The following is a 17,195-nucleotide window of genomic DNA, read 5'->3' as shown; positions in this document are numbered from 1 at the left end:
AACCCTCACGAACATTTACTTATGAATCTTTGAAACAAACTGGTTCGCTTTCCATTGTTTTGTTAATGACAAGCTGTCGTGGAAGCTGTTCCCATGCTGTTCCGCTGTAAACATATGAACAGGACTTGTCACAAAAACTGTACCAAGTCCTATTCCAATAGTTTATTTAATTATTTAAGAGCCTATTCAATGACAATCAATTCAGTATCAATATCTTTAGTCATGTCCTGGCCGAACCATTTCATGGAAATTTCGGTCATCTTGCCACTTTCCTGTAAAGCTTTAATGGCCTCATTAAACTGCTCAGTTATAGCTGTATCGGCTAACCGAGCGGTAATTCCAATTGGTTCATTGGTTAAGACGTCTGAACTGACAACATACAAATCAGGGTTTTGTGCAACATAATACATTGCTACACCGATGTCAGTAATGACATTATCGATCTGCTTGCCTTGAAGTGCTGCAAAAGCATCCAACATGCCGTCAAATTTTTTGATCTCAACATTAACGCCTTCATCAACCTTTAATTTTTCTGCCGCAATATCCGCCGTGGTTTCAATTTGTGCTCCCAGAACCTTGCCTTCAAGCTCTTTAAAGACGGTCACGGGTGTCGCATCTTTTCTGGATACAATAACAATCCCGTTGGCAACGTAAGGATCACTCATACTGAAACCTTCAAGACGTTCCGGTGTAATACTCGTGCTCGAAATGATAACATCATATTGTTTAGCATTTAAGCCATTAAAAATACCATCCCAGGCAACGGTCTGAAACTCTGCCGTTACCCCTAATTCTTCAGCTAAAGCATTTGCAAAGTCAATGTCAAAACCAACCAATTCATTTTGATCATCTCGAAATTCCATCGGCAGGTAGGTATCATCCACGCCGATACTTAACACCTTATCCGCCAAAGCATCTTCTGATGTTTTAGTACCTCCGGAGGAACAACCTGTCAAAACGAGTGCCGATAACAGTAAAACAACCAGTGATAGACCTAATAGTTTTCTTTTCATAGTCTTCTCCTTTCTAAATTCCTAATGGTGTTAATTATATATTATTTTGTAAACATTAACAAGTTTTTTTGCACGCACTGAATATTTATACGTTCTTCGGCCTCATTTTCTTGCATTATGAAAAGGTATTGATAAAAATCCCGATGATATTCAGACCACCTAGCCAGGTTCCCAATACGCTTCCCAAATTGGCAAAAACCACAACCATTAATACCTTTGTGACCTTGTTTTTCCATAATCCTTTAATGCTACCCAGGTCTTTTGGCAATGACTCAAAGTCCTCGACCTTTGGTTTTCGAAAATGCGCCTCTGATGTCCCCGCAAACCAGCCCGCCGCCAGTAGCGGATTTAATGAGGTAATCGGTGCTGCAAAAAAAGCGACCACCACCGAGACAATGTGTCCTCCGGCTATTAAGGTTCCTAAAGCCGATAACGCACCATTCCAAATGATCCAGGTTTTTGCCTGCTCCCAACCAGAACTGGGGTTTGCAATAAAAGTGGCGACGATCACGCCAACCAGAACAATCGGGATCATCCAACCAATTATTTTTCCAACATTTGATTTCGGAGGGATTACTTCTAGTTTTTTTATATCTTGATCTTTAAAAATCTCTTCTTTAATTCCTGGTACATGTGCAGCACCAAGGACTGCCACAACCTTATCGCCCGGCGCATTCTTTATTTTATAGGCCAGATATTGATCCCGCTCATCAACCAGGTATTTTTTGACACCTTTAAAAGCTGAACCCATTTCTGATAGGGCCGCTGTGAGCATGTCGTCAGATTTCAGCTTTTCCAGATCGTCTTCAGTAATTTCTTCATCGTCCACGACACTGAGAATAATCGAAAAGACAACCTTAATCTTTTCCCATAAACTACAGCCCCGCCAGATCCGATTAAAGGTGATTTGGATGCTGCGATCTGCCAGCACCAACTCTGCTCCATACTCTTTCGCACAGGCAATCCCCTCCATCATTTCCTGACCGGATTCAATACCAAACTGTTCAGCCAACTTTCGCTGATAATTCGATAATAAAATATTTACAAACATAAAACCGGCCCGTTTGCTTTTAATAACCTGAACCAGATTTGTATTGGACCATCTGTCTTTCTGATTAATTGCTTCATAGCGCTGTTGATCCAGTTCGATACAGATCGAATCCGGCCGTTCCTTTTCAATCGTTTCCCGCACTTCATCGACACTATTCTTTGAAACATGAGCGGTTCCAATTAAAATTATTTCTTTACCATTATAATCAAGCCGTGTAATATTTGATTCCAATGAACTTCCTTCCTTCGGGTTTTCTACGGAAAAAACCGATCAACTCAGAATGATCCAAAAATCACACTGACACGTTATCTTCCTACCCCATTACCATTGTTTATCGAGATTAAACCCGGTTTCTCAAACGTCTTTTTATTTCTCGATATTTGTCACTGAGGCCCGAATATGAACCTCATGCGGGACATAGACATTTTTCACAGTACGATCGCCGTCTTTTTCGCAAAGTTTAATGAGCATCCGCATCGCGATGGCACCAATGTCATACATCGGCTGGGCAACCGTGGTAATTTGTGGTCTGGTCCATTCTGCGATCCAAAAATTATTAAAGCCGCAAATACTAATGTCTTCAGGAATTTTCTTACCCATCTCTTCGGCACAACGAATCGCTCCCAGCGCGGTCTGATCATTAAAACAGAAAACACAGGTAAAATCGACCCCGGTATTAATGGCTTCCTGCATCATCGTGTAGCCACCTGAAAGACTCAGTTTTTCTCTCAAAATGCGACTGTCATCAAATTCAATGTTATTTTCTTCAAAGGCTTTAATAAACCCTTTTTTTCGTTCCTGATAAATATAGCCTTCTTCCAATTCATCGAAAAACAGCATAAACTTTTTATGACCCATTTTTATCAGCTCCATGGCTAATTCGTAAGCGGCCGTTTCATTGTTAATTAAAACCCCGCTTAACACACCACTGTCATCAGGAATACAACCTAATACCACCTCGCTCGGTGCATCGATGAGTTCGGCTTGCATTTCGTCACTTAAATCTTTCCCAACATAGATGATCCCATCACATTGTTTTTCAACCAGAACATTCAGAGATTTTTTCTCTTTTTCCGGATCAAAATCGGTGTTACTCAAAATGATATTGTAATGATAGATACCACAAACATCCTCTGCACCGCGGACAATCTCGGTGTAATAGGGATTGGTAATATCCGGGATCATAATCCCCATGGTATTGGTTTTTTGAATTTTTAGACTTCGGGCAATAGCATTGGGTTTGTAACCGGTTTTTTTGATGGCTTCCAATACGCGTTCTTTCGTTTCTTCGTTTACTAGCGGAATATTATTGACAACGCGGGATACTGTTGCAACGGAAACATTTGCTTCTCTGGCAACATCTACGATTTTAACTCTCATCTCTTCACCTTTCAAATTTCAAAACAATAAGCACTTGCAAAACGACCATAAACATCTTATGGACGTGTACTTATTTACAAAAATAACATCAACCGATTATTAACAACCTTCTACCGCTTTGATGGCATCCAGGATTAACTGGGGCGAACGACGGCATTTTTCTTCTGATACGGCACAGGGTGCAAAACGAAGACCCTTACCTAACGCGACCACAAATGTATTTTTTTCCATTAAATGGCTGCTAACTTCCCGAGGTTTATCACAGGGGATGCTAATAAAAAACCCGTCACAATAGGTGACCATTTCCAGTCCTATTTTTTTTGCTTCTTCCACAAAAGCGGCAGCTCGATGCCTTAAGATACTTTTATAAAAGCTCTGCTCGGCCATCGCCTGATTGTATAATTCATCATTGGAAAATATTTTTGTGATGGTTTCCATCGCTCCCCGGGTGCCGTTTGACCAGTTGCCACGGTTGGAATAGGTACAGGCATTGGCAAATTCACTGGCAATTTCTTCCGTGGGTGCCACACACAGAATCGCGCCGTTTCTGAGTCCGTACATGGTGTAACCCTTTGAGCAACTAAACGCATACAGCGTTAGCACATTGTTGGGCATCCCGGTCAGCATTTTCATAAACTGACGGGCTTCATCCCCGTCACCGGCAAAATCGATGTAAGCCAGGTCTACCAGCAAAATTATTTTTGACTCGGGTTGGGCCTTGGCTGTTTCGGTCACAAAGGTCTTAATCGCTTCCCATTCTGTTAACGAAATGGTATAGCCAGTGGGGTTATGAGCGGGTGTATTGAGAACCGTTAAAACCCGTTGCTGTTTTTTTAGCAGCTCGAGGATGCTTTTCTTCCAACCCTCTAAATTAAATCCACCCTTTTCATTATAAAGTGGGAAGGTTGTCACTTTTCGATGATTTTCATCAGCAATCGTGGCATAGGCAGCCCAATACCAGTCCGTCAATAAAATTGTATCGCCCAGCTGAGTATAGTTGCAAAATGAATGACGAACAGCCCCGGTTCCGCCTGGGGTTGCCACAGCTCGGATATGACCTTCCGGTTTACAGTCTTTAAAACAAGCTTTTGTAATCTGTTCTAAAAAATCCGGCTGACCGGCCAGCCCTGAGTAATCCGCAATCAGATTATTCGGTAGGCTTTTTAAGGTATCATAGACTGATTTGAATGTCACCAATTCGCCATCATCATCCATCAAAGCTCCGATGGTTGAATTAATGACGGCTTCTGAACCCAATTCTCTGGTACGGTTTGCAGCTTCTCCAGCAATTCTGAAGATCGGGTCGGTACCACCCTCTCGCAACGACGTTTCAATAACCATTTCCGCTTTTTTCATGTTTCCTCCCACTAAATCCATAGTTTATTCGCAAATTTTTTTCTTTCAGTTTCATATAAATTGTTTCCCAGGGTGTCAATGACAACAATCGCCGGAAAATCTTTGACTTCTATTTTTCGGATCGCTTCGGTCCCCAGATCTTCATAGGCAATTATTTCAACCGATTTAATACAATCTTGCAATAATGCCCCGGCTCCACCCACACAGGCAAAATAAACAACATCATTGCTCATCATGCTATTGATAACCCGCTCACTTCTATTGCCCTTACCGATCATACCGGCAAGTCCACGCTCCAGTAGCTCCGGGGTGTAGATATCCATTCGGCCACTGGTTGTCGGTCCTGCTGAGCCAATAATTTCACCAGGTCTGGCCGGACAGGGACCAACATAATAAATTAACTCATCGGTTAAATTCATTGGTAAGGGCAAGCCCTTTTCCAGGGTTTCCATCATCCGTTTGTGAGCCGCATCCCGGGCTGTATAAATGAGCCCGGAAATCCGCACATGGTCGCCCGCTCTTAACTTCTTGCGTTCCTTTTTACTCAACGGTGTTTTGATCTTTACAGCAGCCATTCTATAATTCCCTTTCCACATGTCGATTGACGTAACAGGATATATTAACCGCCACCGGCAACCCGGCTATATGGGTCGGAAAGACTTCGACATTGACACCCAAGACGGTATTGACTCCGCCCAGGCCCATCGGTCCGATTCCCAGTGCATTGCTGGCTTCTAAAAGGTAGTCTTCCAGTGCCATTATATGTTCTTGTTGATTGTGCTCGCCCAGCGGTCTGCCCAGAGCTTCTTTGGCCATCAAAGCGGCTTTTTCCATGGTACCACCAACACCAACGCCCACCACAATCGGTGCGCAGGCATTGGGACTACCGGTTTCCACCGTCTGGAGTACAAATTCTTTAACCCCCGCAATACCATCTGACGGTTTTAGCATTTTTAAGGCGCTGGTGTTTTCGCTACCAAATCCCTTGGGTAAGATTTTTATTTTTAAGCCATCCCCGGGAACCACCTGATAATGAATCACCGCCGGGGTATTGTTCCCCGTATTGGTCCGGATAAAAGGATCAGAAACAACGGATTTCCGCAGATAACCTTCCTCATAACCTTTGGCAACCCCGGCCTGGAGGGCCGCTTCAAGACTTCCCCCTTCGATCGTCAGATCCTGGCCAAAGGTTACAAACATGACAACCATACCGGTATCCTGACAAATGGGGATGTTTTTTTTCCTGGCCATTAAAAAATTACTGAGCATGGTATCAATAATCTCTTTCCCATTTATGGATTCCTCTGATACCCTTGCTCGTTCCAGTCCCTCTTGCATATCTGCTGATAAATGGGTATTGGCCTCAATACACATTTCAGCCACATGATCAATAATCTGCTGAACTCCAATTTTTTTCACTGAACTCTCCTTACTGTTTTTGTTCTTTTATCGGCGATCAACTTGATCATCACATTGTTTATCTTTACATTCCTTTTCAATTAGCTTCGCTTTATCATTCCCAATCCGAATCGAATGAACGGATAAGTATATGCCACCAAAAAGGATGATAAAGTAAAAGGTAATCAGACGCCAGATTATCATCGCCACCGCCGAATTACCGGCTCCATAAATGGGTCCAAACAAAAGCAAAAACCCTGCTTCAGCTCCCCCTGCGGCACCAGGCGTCGGCACAAAGGCGACTGCCACATAAAGGATCGCCTGAAGCGAAATAATGATGATGACATTGCTCTCATGCAGCCCCAATGAGCGATACACCCAATAATTCACCGAGTAAAGTGCCACTATTTGTAAAATAGAAACAGCAAATAATTTCAAGGTTTGCATTTTATGGCTTTTTAGTTCTTTAATGGCGATCTGGTATTCTTTAATAAAGTGGGTAACCTTTTCTCGATACTTTGCCTCACTTTTTAAAATACGAAGCTTAAGCAAAAGCCCTAAACACCCCATCATAATCCCTTTTGCGGCATTAACGTTAAAGGCCAGAATAAAGATTAACACCACCCCAGCAATGTTTACAATTAACCCAATTGCAATCAGCCACTTGGCAGCTTCCAGACTTTGGTGTAATGTCGTTATACTTAGTATTGTGGCAATAATAGCCAAAAAAGTAACTGAGACCTGATAGAGTGCATATTTTTGAACCAGCACTGCCGTCCCCGAACCAAATCCATAATTTTTCTTGGACATCTCATAGAGTTGCAGAGGCTGACCTCCGGTAGCACTGGGGGTGATTAAATTGTAATACTGGCCGACCATGGTCATTGTCCAGGCAAAATGAAAGGTTTCATCGGCGTTATCCCGACGCATCAGCTTTAGTAACATATAAGCTTCGAGTGACCAGTAAATAAAAACACAGCCAATCCCAAGTAACAGAAAATAGCCATTCGCCTGTTTAATGGTCTTAAAAAAAGTTTCCGGATCAACTTGTGTTAAGATGATAAGCGCTGTTGCACTGATTAACAAAACAAAAAACAAATAGTTCGAGTATTTTTTCCAGAATTTTGATTTCCAAAACTTTTCTTTATTTCTGGTTTGATCCATTGCATACCATCCTATTTTTGATTGAATCAATTATAACACACTGTTATGGTAAAGTAATGTAATTTTCAGTTGTTTTCATGAAATTTTCATAAAATTTTCATACTAAATCAATCCCTGAAAGCCATGTTGCCGCAGGGCCTCATACAAGACAATGTTTACAGCATTTGAAAGGTTCAACGAACGGGCCTTTTCATGGTTTCTCATCGGGACGCGAAACCGGTTTTCCGGGTGGGCGTCATGAATTGCTGTGGGTATTCCGGCAGTTTCCTTCCCAAACATCAGAAAGGCGTTTTGATCATAGTCAATTTGATGATAAAATTTGGTGGCTTTGGTTGTTAGAAGATATAACTTTGCCTCCGGGTTCTTTTCCATAAACTGATCAAATGAATCATAGACCGTCACATTAACGAGCTCCCAGTAATCCAAACCGGCCCGCTTCAATTGTTTTTCGTCGAGTGAAAACCCCAGCGGTTTAATCAAATGAAGGCTTGTCTCAGTTAATGCACAAGTTCTGGCGATATTTCCGGTGTTTTGAGGTATTTCTGGTTGGTATAGTACAATATTCATGTTTATTCCTTTTCATTTAAGTATTTGTCCACTTTTATTATAATCAAAAAAAGCCCAATTTCTTTCTTTTTTAAGATAATCCTGATACGCCAGGAACATTTAAAACCAACAAAGAAATTGAACTTTTATGACTGGTTGTTTATTGAATGGTATCTCCATTTATACTATTTTTCTTTGAATCCGGTTTTTGATTCGTTTTCGGTAAAACAATGGAAAAGGTACTTCCTTTATTTGGAATCGAGTCAATCTTTATTCTACCACTATGTTTTTTAACGATGTAGTCGGCAATATTCAAGCCCAGACCGACGCCACCGGTTTCCCGGTTTCTGGCATCATCAACCCGATAAAAGCGACTAAAAACCTTTGCTTTATCTTCTTCGGTGAGCCCGATTCCGGTATCCTTAACCTCAATAACCAGGTGTCGTTTCCCCTGAACCAGACATAATTGAACCTTTCCACCCATTGGTGTATATTTAATGGCGTTATCCACTAAAATTCGGACGGCCTGCTTTAACCGTTCTTCATCGCCCCGGTATTGGATCCCAGGTGAAATGTTCTCGCTTAACTCAATTTCTTTTTCATTGGCCAATTCGGTCATCAGGCCAACCATTTGCTGGCACATGGAGGATAGATCAAACACTTCTTTATCAATGACCAGCCGTTGATTCTCAGCCTGGGCCAGAAGCAAGAGCTCAGAAATAAGTTTTGCCATGGTCTCACCTTCGCTGGCAATGTTATTAAGCCATTTCATATTATCTTTAATCTGCTCTTCTTCTTTGAGTTTCAACACTTCTATATTCGTTTGAATAACCGTTAGCGGCGTTCTCAGCTCATGGGAAGCATTAGCGATAAACTTCTTCTGGTCTTCAAAGGTATCTTTGATCGGCTGAAGGGATTTTCCCGCCAAAAAATAGGAAATGGGCACTAGCACCGCAATCGAACCAATCCCGATTAACAATAAAAACGAAATAACATAAGCAATAATCGAGCGTTCCGTAGAAATCTGTTGAAACACCTGAAGCACATAATCGTTGGAATTATTGGAATAAGGCAGCGTATAAACCCGATATTCGACATTTTCTGAGACCAGCAGATTAAATTGGGGCGTTTCGTTCTTTTCAATCGATAACTCGTATCCTAACATAATTAAGTTACGATCATCTATCTTCATCGATTTCACAATATTACTGCTGTCCCACATAATGAATTGATAGCCGAATTTATCATGGACCGAGTCTCTGGAATCGATCGGTTGGGAAATTGTCTGTCCGTTATTTTGGATAATTTCCTTGGCGACCGTGGTCAGATACATTTCACCGGAAAGACTGAGACTCCAGTTCACTAAAAACCCCAAAAGAAAGATAAACATAAACATAAAAATAACTAAAATCAGGGTGTTGAACAGGGTGATCTTTCGCTTGATTTCTTTAAACATGGGCCTTAACTCTCCAACCTATTTTTTCCCAAGTGTATAGCCTACCCCTCGGATGGTATCAATTTTGACTTGGGTGTCCACAATTTTTTTACGCAAATTGTGCACATAGATTTCGATATTGTTCTCATTGACTTCTTTATCAAATCCCCACACCCGGTCTAGAATCTGTTCTCTGGTAAAAACCTGGTTGGGTCGTTTTAACAGCATCTCCAGAATCTTCGCTTCCTTAACCGACAGTTTAAATTCCTTGTTTTCGGTTTGGAGGATATTCTTTTTGGTATTAAAACTGACATCTTCAAAAACGATGGTCTCGCCCTTAATGCCATGATCCGGACGACGTCCCAGAGCCCGAATTCGGGCAAACAGTTCTTTTGCTGAAAAGGGCTTGATTAAATAATCATCCGCTCCCAAATCCAACCCTTTGACCTTATCATCAATAGTGCCCTTGGCGGTGAGCATCAATACCGGGGTGTTAATCCCCTGATCCCGAATCTGCTGGAGAATTTCAATCCCGCTTTTTATCGGCAACATAATATCAAGAACAATAACATCATAAATAGGATTCAGCGCAAATAACAAACCTTCCTCTCCATCGTTGGCAATGTCACAATCGATATTTTGTATTTTACATAATTCCTGGAGTGCATCGGTTATTTTTTTTTCGTCTTCTACAAATAGTATACGCATAAAGCGACTCCTTCCATATTTTGGATTTTGATTATAAGCTAACAGATTAATTATAGAGCCGAAATCTTAAAGCTATATAAAACGAGGAGAATATGATATTATTTTAGGGTAATGAAAGATGACCGGGCCGACCAATTGTTAATCTGTTGCGACAATTGGCACTACTGTGTTGTTTATCTTTTTATTTATCAATTGGTTATGGAGGTTCCCATGAAAGAAATACTCATTATTGAAGATGATAAAAAAATATCCCGGATCATTGAGCTGCAGCTCAAGCATGCCGGTTTTGAGACGGTTAAGGCCTTTACTGGCCGGGAAGGGATCGAAGCCTATCATAAGAACCCTGACTTTGATCTGATCTTACTCGATATTATGCTGCCGGAGGTTTCTGGTTATGATGTTCTTAAATATTTAAAGGCTCAGAATCATCACCTGCCAATTATCTTATTAACTGCCCGGGACGATACCAGTGATGTCGTTACTGGTTTTGAACTAGGCGCCGATGATTATGTGACCAAGCCCTTTAACTTTGAAGAGCTGCTGGCCCGGATCAAAGCCAACATAAGAAAAAATACTCCGGAAGCAGCACAAAACACCCATCTGGTTTTTAAGGACATTGAGATCGATCTGGACGCTTTTAGTGTTAAGCGCCAGTCCCAGGAAATCACCTTGTCCCGAACTGAATTTGATCTGTTTTATTATCTCGTGCTCAACCACGATCTGGTCCAGTCCCGGGAACAAATACTCACCAAGGTCTGGGGCTTTGATTACGATGGCGGGGACAATATTGTCGATGTTTATATCAAATATCTGCGCGATAAAATCGACCGGGATTTTTCCCAGAAGCTGATTCAAACGGTTCGGGGGCGGGGTTATGTGGTTCGATAAACTAAATATCCCCGGCCGCAAAAAACCGCTGAAAATCTATCATCGCATCGTCTTCTTTTTTATTCTGGCCCTCACGGTAGTCTTGACACTTTCTTTTTTGATGGTCTTCTTTTTTTCGCAGCAGATTATCTTAAATGAAAGCCAATCGACGATGATCCGGTTTAATAATTACGTCATTAATACTCTTGATGAAAACATGCCAGCTCTGTTGAGTTTACCTGCCGATGCGCGACTGGGATTCATCTCTGATAAACTCTACCCCTATGTCAAGGATAATTCCCTGATTGCCTATCAGCTAAAAGATAACCAGGGCAATAGCTACCAGTCTTCGGAAATTCTGACTGATTTGCTAGTTGCTGAAAACCTGGCAGAATACGATTTTGATTTGTTTGAATTTAGCTTTGATGACGACAATGATCAGATGATTGCTGTTAATTCCTTGCGTTACAACCAAATCGAATACTATTATCTGGGGTCTTACTATGTGCTGGAGGACGGGGATATTATCTATCTCCAGATTATCAAAAACCTCAATGACAGTTATGTGTTTATGACCATCTTGTTTGTCCTGATGGTCTCCATTAGTATTCTTGGCTTGATCGCAATTATCCTGCTTGGTATTTACGGTACCAAACAGACCCTGAAACCACTGATTGAGATCTCAGAAACCGCAAAAAATATCACGGAAAATAACCTCAATATCCGAATCGAAGAAACCGGAAACAAGGATGAACTGGATCAGCTGATCGTTTCGCTTAACCAGATGATAAAGAAACTGGAGTCGGCTTTCAATAATCAGAAGCGCTTTGTTTCTGATGCCTCCCACGAGTTACGCATTCCACTGACGGTTATTCAGGGTTATATTGACATTTTATCAGATTGGGGTAAAAATGACCCGCAGCTCCGGGATGAATCCATTGAAGCCATTCGGGATGAAATAAAAGGTATGAATAAAATGGTCGAAGATTTACTGTTGATTACGCGTATTGAAAACAATTATTTTGGTGACGATTTCGTTGTTCTTGATATTTCGCTACTTTTAGAAAAGATTATTTATCAGTGTCAAATGATCGATCCGGATCATGAATACCTCATGGAATCCTGTGACCATGCCTTTGTTCGGGGGAATGAAGGGCTGTTGATTCAAGCGATCCGGGGTCTTCTGGACAATAGCCGCAAATACACCCCGGTCGGCGGAACCATCAGCCTGAGCTGTCGGGTTTGCAATAAAAAAATAAATGAAATCACGGTCACTGATACCGGCTGTGGGATTCCCTCGTCCGAACTTGAAAAAATTAAAGAACGTTTTTACCGCATCAACAGTGACCGTTCCCGTGCAACCGGTGGTTCAGGCCTCGGTTTGTCGATTATTGACAGCATCATTAACGTTCATCGGGGCAAACTGGTCATTACCAGCGAACTCGGTCTGGGCACTAAAGCTTCGATCTTTCTAAATAAAAATTAACTGTTGTCAACAAACCCCGTACCAACAATTGTTAATCTATTGTCGGTACGGGGTTGTCCTTATATCAACAGTAATCTGTCAATGCTAATTGCTATTTATCTAATACATTATAAGCATTCTGAGAAAATCTGCACGGCCTGATCAATTTCTTCTATAGTAACGACCAGGGGCGGTACAAAACGGATAGCATTGCTGCCGGCGGTGATTAAGAGCAGGCCTTTTTGCATCGCTTTGGCAACAACGGCACCCAGATCGGCATCAACCTGAACACCGACAATTAGTCCCATTCCGCGAACTTCTTTTATCGCGGGATGGGCTTTTTTTAACGCTTCCAGTTTGGTTTTGAGATAATCCCCTTTTTCTGTCACCGCTTCAAAAAATCCCGGTGCGGTCAGGGTTTTGATCACATATTTGGCGGTTGCACAGACAAATGGATTCCCGCCAAAGGTGGAGGCATGGGTTCCCGGGGTAAAGACTTCGGCCACATAATCTTTGGCAATAATGCCGCCAATTGGAACGCCACCGCCTAAACCTTTGGCCATGGTGACCACATCCGGCACAACTCCGTATTGCTGGTAGGCAAACAGTTTTCCCGAACGGCCAATACCGGTTTGCACCTCATCGAAAATGAGTACAATGTTTTGTTCATCACAGATTTTTCGCACTGCTTTTAAATAATCCGGATCGGCAGGATAGATTCCCCCTTCGCCCTGAATCACTTCTAAAATAATCCCACAGGTTTTGGGACTGATCTGAGCCTTTAACGCATCAATATCATTGTAGGGCACATGATAAATTTCTGGCATCAGCGGTTCCAGGTTTTCCTGATATTTTTTTTGACCAGTAGCGGTAATGGCAGCATAGGTACGTCCATGAAAGGACTGATCCATGGCAATAATTTCCACAGCGTCTTTATTTTTTTTGAGTTTACCGTAAACCCGGCACAGTTTTAAAGCTGCTTCGCAAGCTTCCGCCCCACTGTTACAAAAGAAAACCTTGTCCAGTCCGCTGGCTTTGGTCAACATTTCAGCCAGTTCAATTCCCGGTTCGGACCAGTAAAGATTGGAAATATGCACCAATTTTTCCATCTGCGCCTGCATTGTCGCGAGCAACCCCGGATGGGCATGCCCCAGTGCATCGACGGCGATTCCGGCGACAAAATCCAGATAGTTTTTACCATCAACATCGGTCAGTACACAACCCTGACCCTTATCAAAGACCAATGGAAAACGTTTATAGGTTTCCATGATCACATTGCTTCCTCGCGTTATTAAATCCATTTTTTCCTCCTAAATAATGGAACGACGAATCATCGTTCCCACCCCGGCGGCCGTAAACAGTTCCAGTAACATGGAGTGTTCCACCTTGCCGTCTAAAATATGAACCGAATTGACCCCCTGGTTCAGGGCGTCAACGCTATTTTCCACCTTCGGGATCATCCCGCCTGAGATGATTCCTTCTTCAATGAGTTTGGGCACATTTTCGGCAAAGAGCCGCCGAATAATCGAATCCGGGTTATCCGGATCCATATAAACCCCATCGGTATCGGTCAGGTAGATGAGTTTTTCTGCTTTGACGGCTTTGGCAATGGCATAGGCCACATGATCGGCATTAATATTGTAGCTCTGGCCGGTTTTATCCGTGCCAATTGGGGCAATTACCGGCAGATAGTCATCTTTTAACAGGGTATTTAAAAGTCGGTTATCGACATGGATGATGTCCCCGACAAAACCGATATCCAGATTATTGACAAATTTCTTTTTAACCTTAATCATCCCACCATCCTTGCCAGAAAGACCGACGGCGTTCATTTCGCGGTTCTGAAGCAGCTGGACAATTTCTTTGTTGATTTTTCCGGATAAGACCATTTCGGCAATTTCGACCACCTTTTCGTTGGTGATCCGCAGACCCTCGACAAATTCGGTTTGGATCTCAAGATCACTTAGCATCCCAGAAATATCTTTACCGCCGCCATGAACAATAATCAGACGGATACCGACCAGACGCATCAGGGAAATATCATCCATCACCGACTGCTTTCTGGCCTCATCATACATGAAACTACCGCCATATTTAATGACCATGGTTTTCTTTTTAAACTGTTGGATGTAGGGCAAAGCTTCAATTAGAATCTTGGCCTTTTCAATATATTTTTCCATTAATTACTCTTTTCTTTTTTTAACTTCGGTAATCGCCGTTGATCTTAACATAGTCGTAGGACAGATCACAACCCCAGGCCACTGCTTTTTCGTCGCCATCATTTATTTCCACCGAAATGTGAATATCTGTTTCAGATAAGACTTTCTTCGCCTCATCTTCATCAAAAGTAATCGGTGCACCGTCATTTAAAAGGGTGATCATCCCGGCTTGACTGGAAAAAATCAGGGAAACCTTTAAGGGATCAAAGTCAGCACCGGCATAACCCAAAGCACAGAGCACCCGACCCCAGTTGGCATCTTCCCCAAACAGTGCTGTTTTAACCAGACTGGAAGTGATCACCGATTTTGCCAGCTTGCGGGCATCATCCTTTGTTTTGGTGCCGTGGACTTCGACTTCCACAAACTTGGAAGCACCTTCGCCATCGCGAATAATTTTTTTTGCCAGGGTTTTATTAACATAGATAAAGGCTTCTTTAAAGATCTCATAATCCGGGGTGTTTTCCTGCAAGAGCAGATTGTCAGCCAATCCGTTGGCCATCACCGTGACCATATCATTGGTGCTGGTATCGCCATCGACGGAGATCATGTTGTAGGTATCCACCGTAGTTTCTTTTAGGAGTTTATCGAGCAGGGCCGGTTCAATTTTCACATCGGTGGTCACAAAGGACAGCATCGTGGCCATATTGGGATGAATCATTCCGGAACCCTTGGCCATACCGCCAATTTTTACTGGCTTCCCGTTTATTTCCACTTCCACAGCAATCGTCTTTTTAGTGGTATCGGTGGTGAGAATAGCTCGGGCAGCAGCATCACTATCTTCCTCAGTATTTCCCAGCTTTTCTCCCAGCGTCTCAATACCAGACAAAATTTTCTCCACTGGCAAGATCACCCCGATAACCCCCGTTGAGGCGATCAGTACATCCTCGGGCTGCAAACCCAAAACCGCTGCTGCCTTAGTGGCTGTGGCTGCTACCGCTTCTTCCCCCGATTGTCCGGTGCAGGCATTGGCGTTACTGCTATTGACCACCACCGCCTGCTTATAGGGGTTAGCAATGACTTTATTACACCAGTGAATTGGTGCTGCCTTGACAACATTGGTTGTTGTCATTATGCAAGTTGCCGCTGGTACTTCTGAAAAAATCATCGCCAGGTCATTTTTCGTGCTCTTTTTGAGGCCGCAATTGATCCCCCCGGTTTTAAAACCCGTGGGTGTTGTGACGCCGCCTGTCTTTATTACTTTCATGTCTTTACTCCTCGTATTTAAATGGCTTATCCAAATTTCTCTTTAGATTGGGAAATCGGCAATAAAGTCGATTCCGGTTTTTTCGGCCAGCCCAAAACAGATATTCATATTCTGAACGGCCTGTCCGGCGGCACCTTTAATCAGGTTGTCAATGGCACCTACTACAATGATGTGGTTGGTGCGGGAATCGATAGTCAAGCCGATATCGCAATAGTTGGTCCCCTTCACCCAGCGGGTTTCCGGCATCCGGTTTTCCAGAATTCTGACAAAATATTCATCGTGATAAAAGTCTCTGTAAATCGCTTTGACCTCTTCCAGACTCCGCTCAGCCGTTAACTTGGCATAAGACAAGGCCAGAATTCCCCGGTTCATCGGAACCAGGTGGGGCGTGAACAAAATATTAAAGTCCTGACCATTTAAAAGCCGCAACTCCTGTTCAATTTCTGGTGTATGCCGATGAGACCCAATCTTATAAGCCTTGATGGTCTCATTGCATTCAGAGTACATCAGCTCGGTGATTGTTCCCCGGCCGGCTCCGGTTACTCCGGATTTGGCATCGACGATAATACTGCCCGTATCAATGAGATTATTTTTTATAAGCGGTGCCAGGCTTAAAATACTACAGGTTGTATAGCAACCGGGATTCGAGATGAGCTGGGCTTTTTTTATCTCATCACGATGCAATTCACATAATCCATAAATCGCTTCATTAAGTAATGGATGGTTAAAATGTTCGGTTTTGTACCAGTCCTCATAGATATTAATATCCTTAAGCCGGAAATCAGCACCAAGATCAATGACCTTTGTTTTTTCTAGCACCTCCGCCGTAACGGTTTTGGATGCGATGCCATGAGGCAAGGCCAGAAATACCACATCCGACTTTTCAGCCAGGACCTTGATGTCCGTTGCTTCGCAAACAAGATCGGTAATGTTCTCAAAGTTTCCATAAACATCACTAAATTTCTGTCCGGCAAAGCTTCTGGTCCCGATGGTCACCACTTCTACATCCGGATGCCGCATTAAAATTCGGATCAGTTCCTGTCCAGCATAACCAGTTCCTCCGATAATCGATGCTTTAATCATTTTAATTTTCCTTTCTCAATGCTTTTGTTTAAGAATAGTAAGAGTTTAGGCAAACCGATCACACCATCGTATCGAAAAAATTCGGTCCGGGGTTTATCTACAATCTTAGTATTCTCTTGTCCCATCAATAATCCATCAACAGGTTCTCTAAAAGTATATTTTACCAAAATAACTGAGGCCTGTCTGTTAGTTTATGAAATTTATTAATACTTATTTTCGTATTATACTCGACTCGTTATGTATAATCAAGCGTTTTTATGCATATTTATTAATTTATTACAAATATTTTCTTTTTATACTTGCATT

Annotated in this window: 16 protein-coding genes; 2 read left to right on the top strand and 14 right to left on the bottom strand. The window is 42.5% G+C overall.

Going from position 1 to position 17,195, the window contains the following annotated elements:
- Positions 1 to 182 precede the first annotated feature (182 nt).
- From U2P91_RS08130 to U2P91_RS08085, 10 genes are all read right to left on the bottom strand, one after another.
- Positions 183 to 1,013, bottom strand: coding sequence for a transporter substrate-binding domain-containing protein (locus U2P91_RS08130; RefSeq protein WP_111889441.1), 831 nt, complete (start codon positions 1,011 to 1,013; stop codon positions 183 to 185).
- Positions 1,014 to 1,128: 115 nt separating this feature from the next.
- On the bottom strand, positions 1,129 to 2,295 hold the full coding sequence (locus U2P91_RS08125) for a TraB/GumN family protein (protein ID WP_111889440.1): 1,167 nt from the start codon (positions 2,293 to 2,295) through the stop codon (positions 1,129 to 1,131).
- Positions 2,296 to 2,430: 135 nt separating this feature from the next.
- Positions 2,431 to 3,444: a LacI family DNA-binding transcriptional regulator gene (locus U2P91_RS08120; protein WP_111889439.1), complete on the bottom strand. Its 1,014-nt coding sequence runs from the start codon at positions 3,442 to 3,444 to the stop codon at positions 2,431 to 2,433.
- A 99-nt stretch (positions 3,445 to 3,543) separates the two neighbouring features.
- Positions 3,544 to 4,800: a pyridoxal phosphate-dependent aminotransferase gene (locus tag U2P91_RS08115; protein ID WP_322519427.1), complete on the bottom strand. Its 1,257-nt coding sequence runs from the start codon at positions 4,798 to 4,800 to the stop codon at positions 3,544 to 3,546.
- Positions 4,801 to 4,811: 11 nt separating this feature from the next.
- Positions 4,812 to 5,375, bottom strand: a complete 564-nt coding sequence (locus tag U2P91_RS08110) for a Fe-S-containing hydro-lyase (RefSeq protein ID WP_322519426.1) — start codon at positions 5,373 to 5,375, stop codon at positions 4,812 to 4,814.
- Position 5,376: 1 nt separating this feature from the next.
- Positions 5,377 to 6,219: a fumarate hydratase gene (locus tag U2P91_RS08105; protein ID WP_111889436.1), complete on the bottom strand. Its 843-nt coding sequence runs from the start codon at positions 6,217 to 6,219 to the stop codon at positions 5,377 to 5,379.
- Between the two features lie 27 nt (positions 6,220 to 6,246).
- Positions 6,247 to 7,362, bottom strand: coding sequence for a lysylphosphatidylglycerol synthase transmembrane domain-containing protein (locus U2P91_RS08100; protein ID WP_322519425.1), 1,116 nt, complete (start codon positions 7,360 to 7,362; stop codon positions 6,247 to 6,249).
- A 102-nt stretch (positions 7,363 to 7,464) separates the two neighbouring features.
- Entirely contained in the window at positions 7,465 to 7,929 is a 465-nt protein-coding gene (gene trmL, locus U2P91_RS08095) for a tRNA (uridine(34)/cytosine(34)/5-carboxymethylaminomethyluridine(34)-2'-O)-methyltransferase TrmL (protein ID WP_204355433.1), read from the bottom strand.
- Between the two features lie 139 nt (positions 7,930 to 8,068).
- The gene (locus U2P91_RS08090) at positions 8,069 to 9,364 is read right to left on the bottom strand and encodes a sensor histidine kinase (protein WP_322519424.1); all 1,296 of its coding nucleotides are present in this window, start codon (positions 9,362 to 9,364) and stop codon (positions 8,069 to 8,071) included.
- A gap of 18 nt (positions 9,365 to 9,382) precedes the next feature.
- Entirely contained in the window at positions 9,383 to 10,051 is a 669-nt protein-coding gene (locus tag U2P91_RS08085; RefSeq protein WP_026394376.1) for a response regulator transcription factor, read from the bottom strand.
- A gap of 210 nt (positions 10,052 to 10,261) precedes the next feature.
- Between U2P91_RS08085 and U2P91_RS08080 the strand changes: the two genes are divergently transcribed.
- Together U2P91_RS08080 and U2P91_RS08075 are read left to right on the top strand one after the other, a co-directional pair.
- Complete coding sequence (locus U2P91_RS08080) at positions 10,262 to 10,939, top strand: response regulator transcription factor (protein ID WP_322519423.1); 678 nt, start codon at positions 10,262 to 10,264, stop codon at positions 10,937 to 10,939.
- A complete protein-coding gene (locus U2P91_RS08075; protein WP_322519422.1) occupies positions 10,926 to 12,404 on the top strand; it encodes a HAMP domain-containing sensor histidine kinase in 1,479 nt (492 codons plus the stop codon). The genes U2P91_RS08080 and U2P91_RS08075 overlap by 14 nt, the downstream gene beginning before the upstream one ends.
- Before the next feature lie 107 nt (positions 12,405 to 12,511).
- Here U2P91_RS08075 and U2P91_RS08070 read toward each other — a convergent pair whose 3' ends face one another.
- The 4 genes from U2P91_RS08070 to argC are packed head-to-tail and all read right to left on the bottom strand — an operon-like array spanning position 12,512 to position 16,889.
- Entirely contained in the window at positions 12,512 to 13,684 is a 1,173-nt protein-coding gene (locus tag U2P91_RS08070) for an acetylornithine transaminase (RefSeq protein ID WP_322519421.1), read from the bottom strand.
- A 9-nt stretch (positions 13,685 to 13,693) separates the two neighbouring features.
- Positions 13,694 to 14,563: an acetylglutamate kinase gene (gene argB / locus U2P91_RS08065; RefSeq protein ID WP_111889430.1), complete on the bottom strand. Its 870-nt coding sequence runs from the start codon at positions 14,561 to 14,563 to the stop codon at positions 13,694 to 13,696.
- A gap of 19 nt (positions 14,564 to 14,582) precedes the next feature.
- The gene (gene argJ, locus U2P91_RS08060) at positions 14,583 to 15,806 is read right to left on the bottom strand and encodes a bifunctional glutamate N-acetyltransferase/amino-acid acetyltransferase ArgJ (RefSeq protein ID WP_322519420.1); all 1,224 of its coding nucleotides are present in this window, start codon (positions 15,804 to 15,806) and stop codon (positions 14,583 to 14,585) included.
- Positions 15,807 to 15,848: 42 nt separating this feature from the next.
- Positions 15,849 to 16,889: an N-acetyl-gamma-glutamyl-phosphate reductase gene (argC, locus tag U2P91_RS08055; protein WP_111889428.1), complete on the bottom strand. Its 1,041-nt coding sequence runs from the start codon at positions 16,887 to 16,889 to the stop codon at positions 15,849 to 15,851.
- Between the last annotated feature and the right edge of the window lie 306 nt (positions 16,890 to 17,195).

Source organism: Acetobacterium sp. K1/6, from assembly GCF_034438075.1.
In the GTDB taxonomy this organism is placed as follows: Bacteria; Bacillota; Clostridia; order Eubacteriales; family Eubacteriaceae; genus Acetobacterium; species Acetobacterium carbinolicum.
Note: the sequence above shows the minus strand (reverse complement) of the source record. Positions and strands in the feature narration are given on the sequence as shown.

Bases quoted from the DNA above. Each gene is read 5' to 3' on its own strand.
- U2P91_RS08110 (WP_322519426.1), bottom strand. From the start codon at position 5,375: ATGGCTGCTGTAAAGATCAAAACACCGTTGAGTAAAAAGGAACGCAAG.
- U2P91_RS08085 (WP_026394376.1), bottom strand. From the start codon at position 10,051: ATGCGTATACTATTTGTAGAAGACGAAAAAAAAATAACCGATGCACTC.
- U2P91_RS08100 (WP_322519425.1), bottom strand. From the start codon at position 7,362: ATGGATCAAACCAGAAATAAAGAAAAGTTTTGGAAATCAAAATTCTGG.
- U2P91_RS08080 (WP_322519423.1), top strand. From the start codon at position 10,262: ATGAAAGAAATACTCATTATTGAAGATGATAAAAAAATATCCCGGATC.
- U2P91_RS08070 (WP_322519421.1), bottom strand. From the start codon at position 13,684: ATGGATTTAATAACGCGAGGAAGCAATGTGATCATGGAAACCTATAAA.
- argJ (WP_322519420.1), bottom strand. From the start codon at position 15,806: ATGAAAGTAATAAAGACAGGCGGCGTCACAACACCCACGGGTTTTAAA.
- U2P91_RS08075 (WP_322519422.1), top strand. From the start codon at position 10,926: ATGTGGTTCGATAAACTAAATATCCCCGGCCGCAAAAAACCGCTGAAA.
- trmL (WP_204355433.1), bottom strand. From the start codon at position 7,929: ATGAATATTGTACTATACCAACCAGAAATACCTCAAAACACCGGAAAT.
- U2P91_RS08090 (WP_322519424.1), bottom strand. From the start codon at position 9,364: ATGTTTAAAGAAATCAAGCGAAAGATCACCCTGTTCAACACCCTGATT.
- U2P91_RS08130 (WP_111889441.1), bottom strand. From the start codon at position 1,013: ATGAAAAGAAAACTATTAGGTCTATCACTGGTTGTTTTACTGTTATCG.
- argC (WP_111889428.1), bottom strand. From the start codon at position 16,889: ATGATTAAAGCATCGATTATCGGAGGAACTGGTTATGCTGGACAGGAA.
- U2P91_RS08120 (WP_111889439.1), bottom strand. From the start codon at position 3,444: ATGAGAGTTAAAATCGTAGATGTTGCCAGAGAAGCAAATGTTTCCGTT.
- U2P91_RS08115 (WP_322519427.1), bottom strand. From the start codon at position 4,800: ATGAAAAAAGCGGAAATGGTTATTGAAACGTCGTTGCGAGAGGGTGGT.
- argB (WP_111889430.1), bottom strand. From the start codon at position 14,563: ATGGAAAAATATATTGAAAAGGCCAAGATTCTAATTGAAGCTTTGCCC.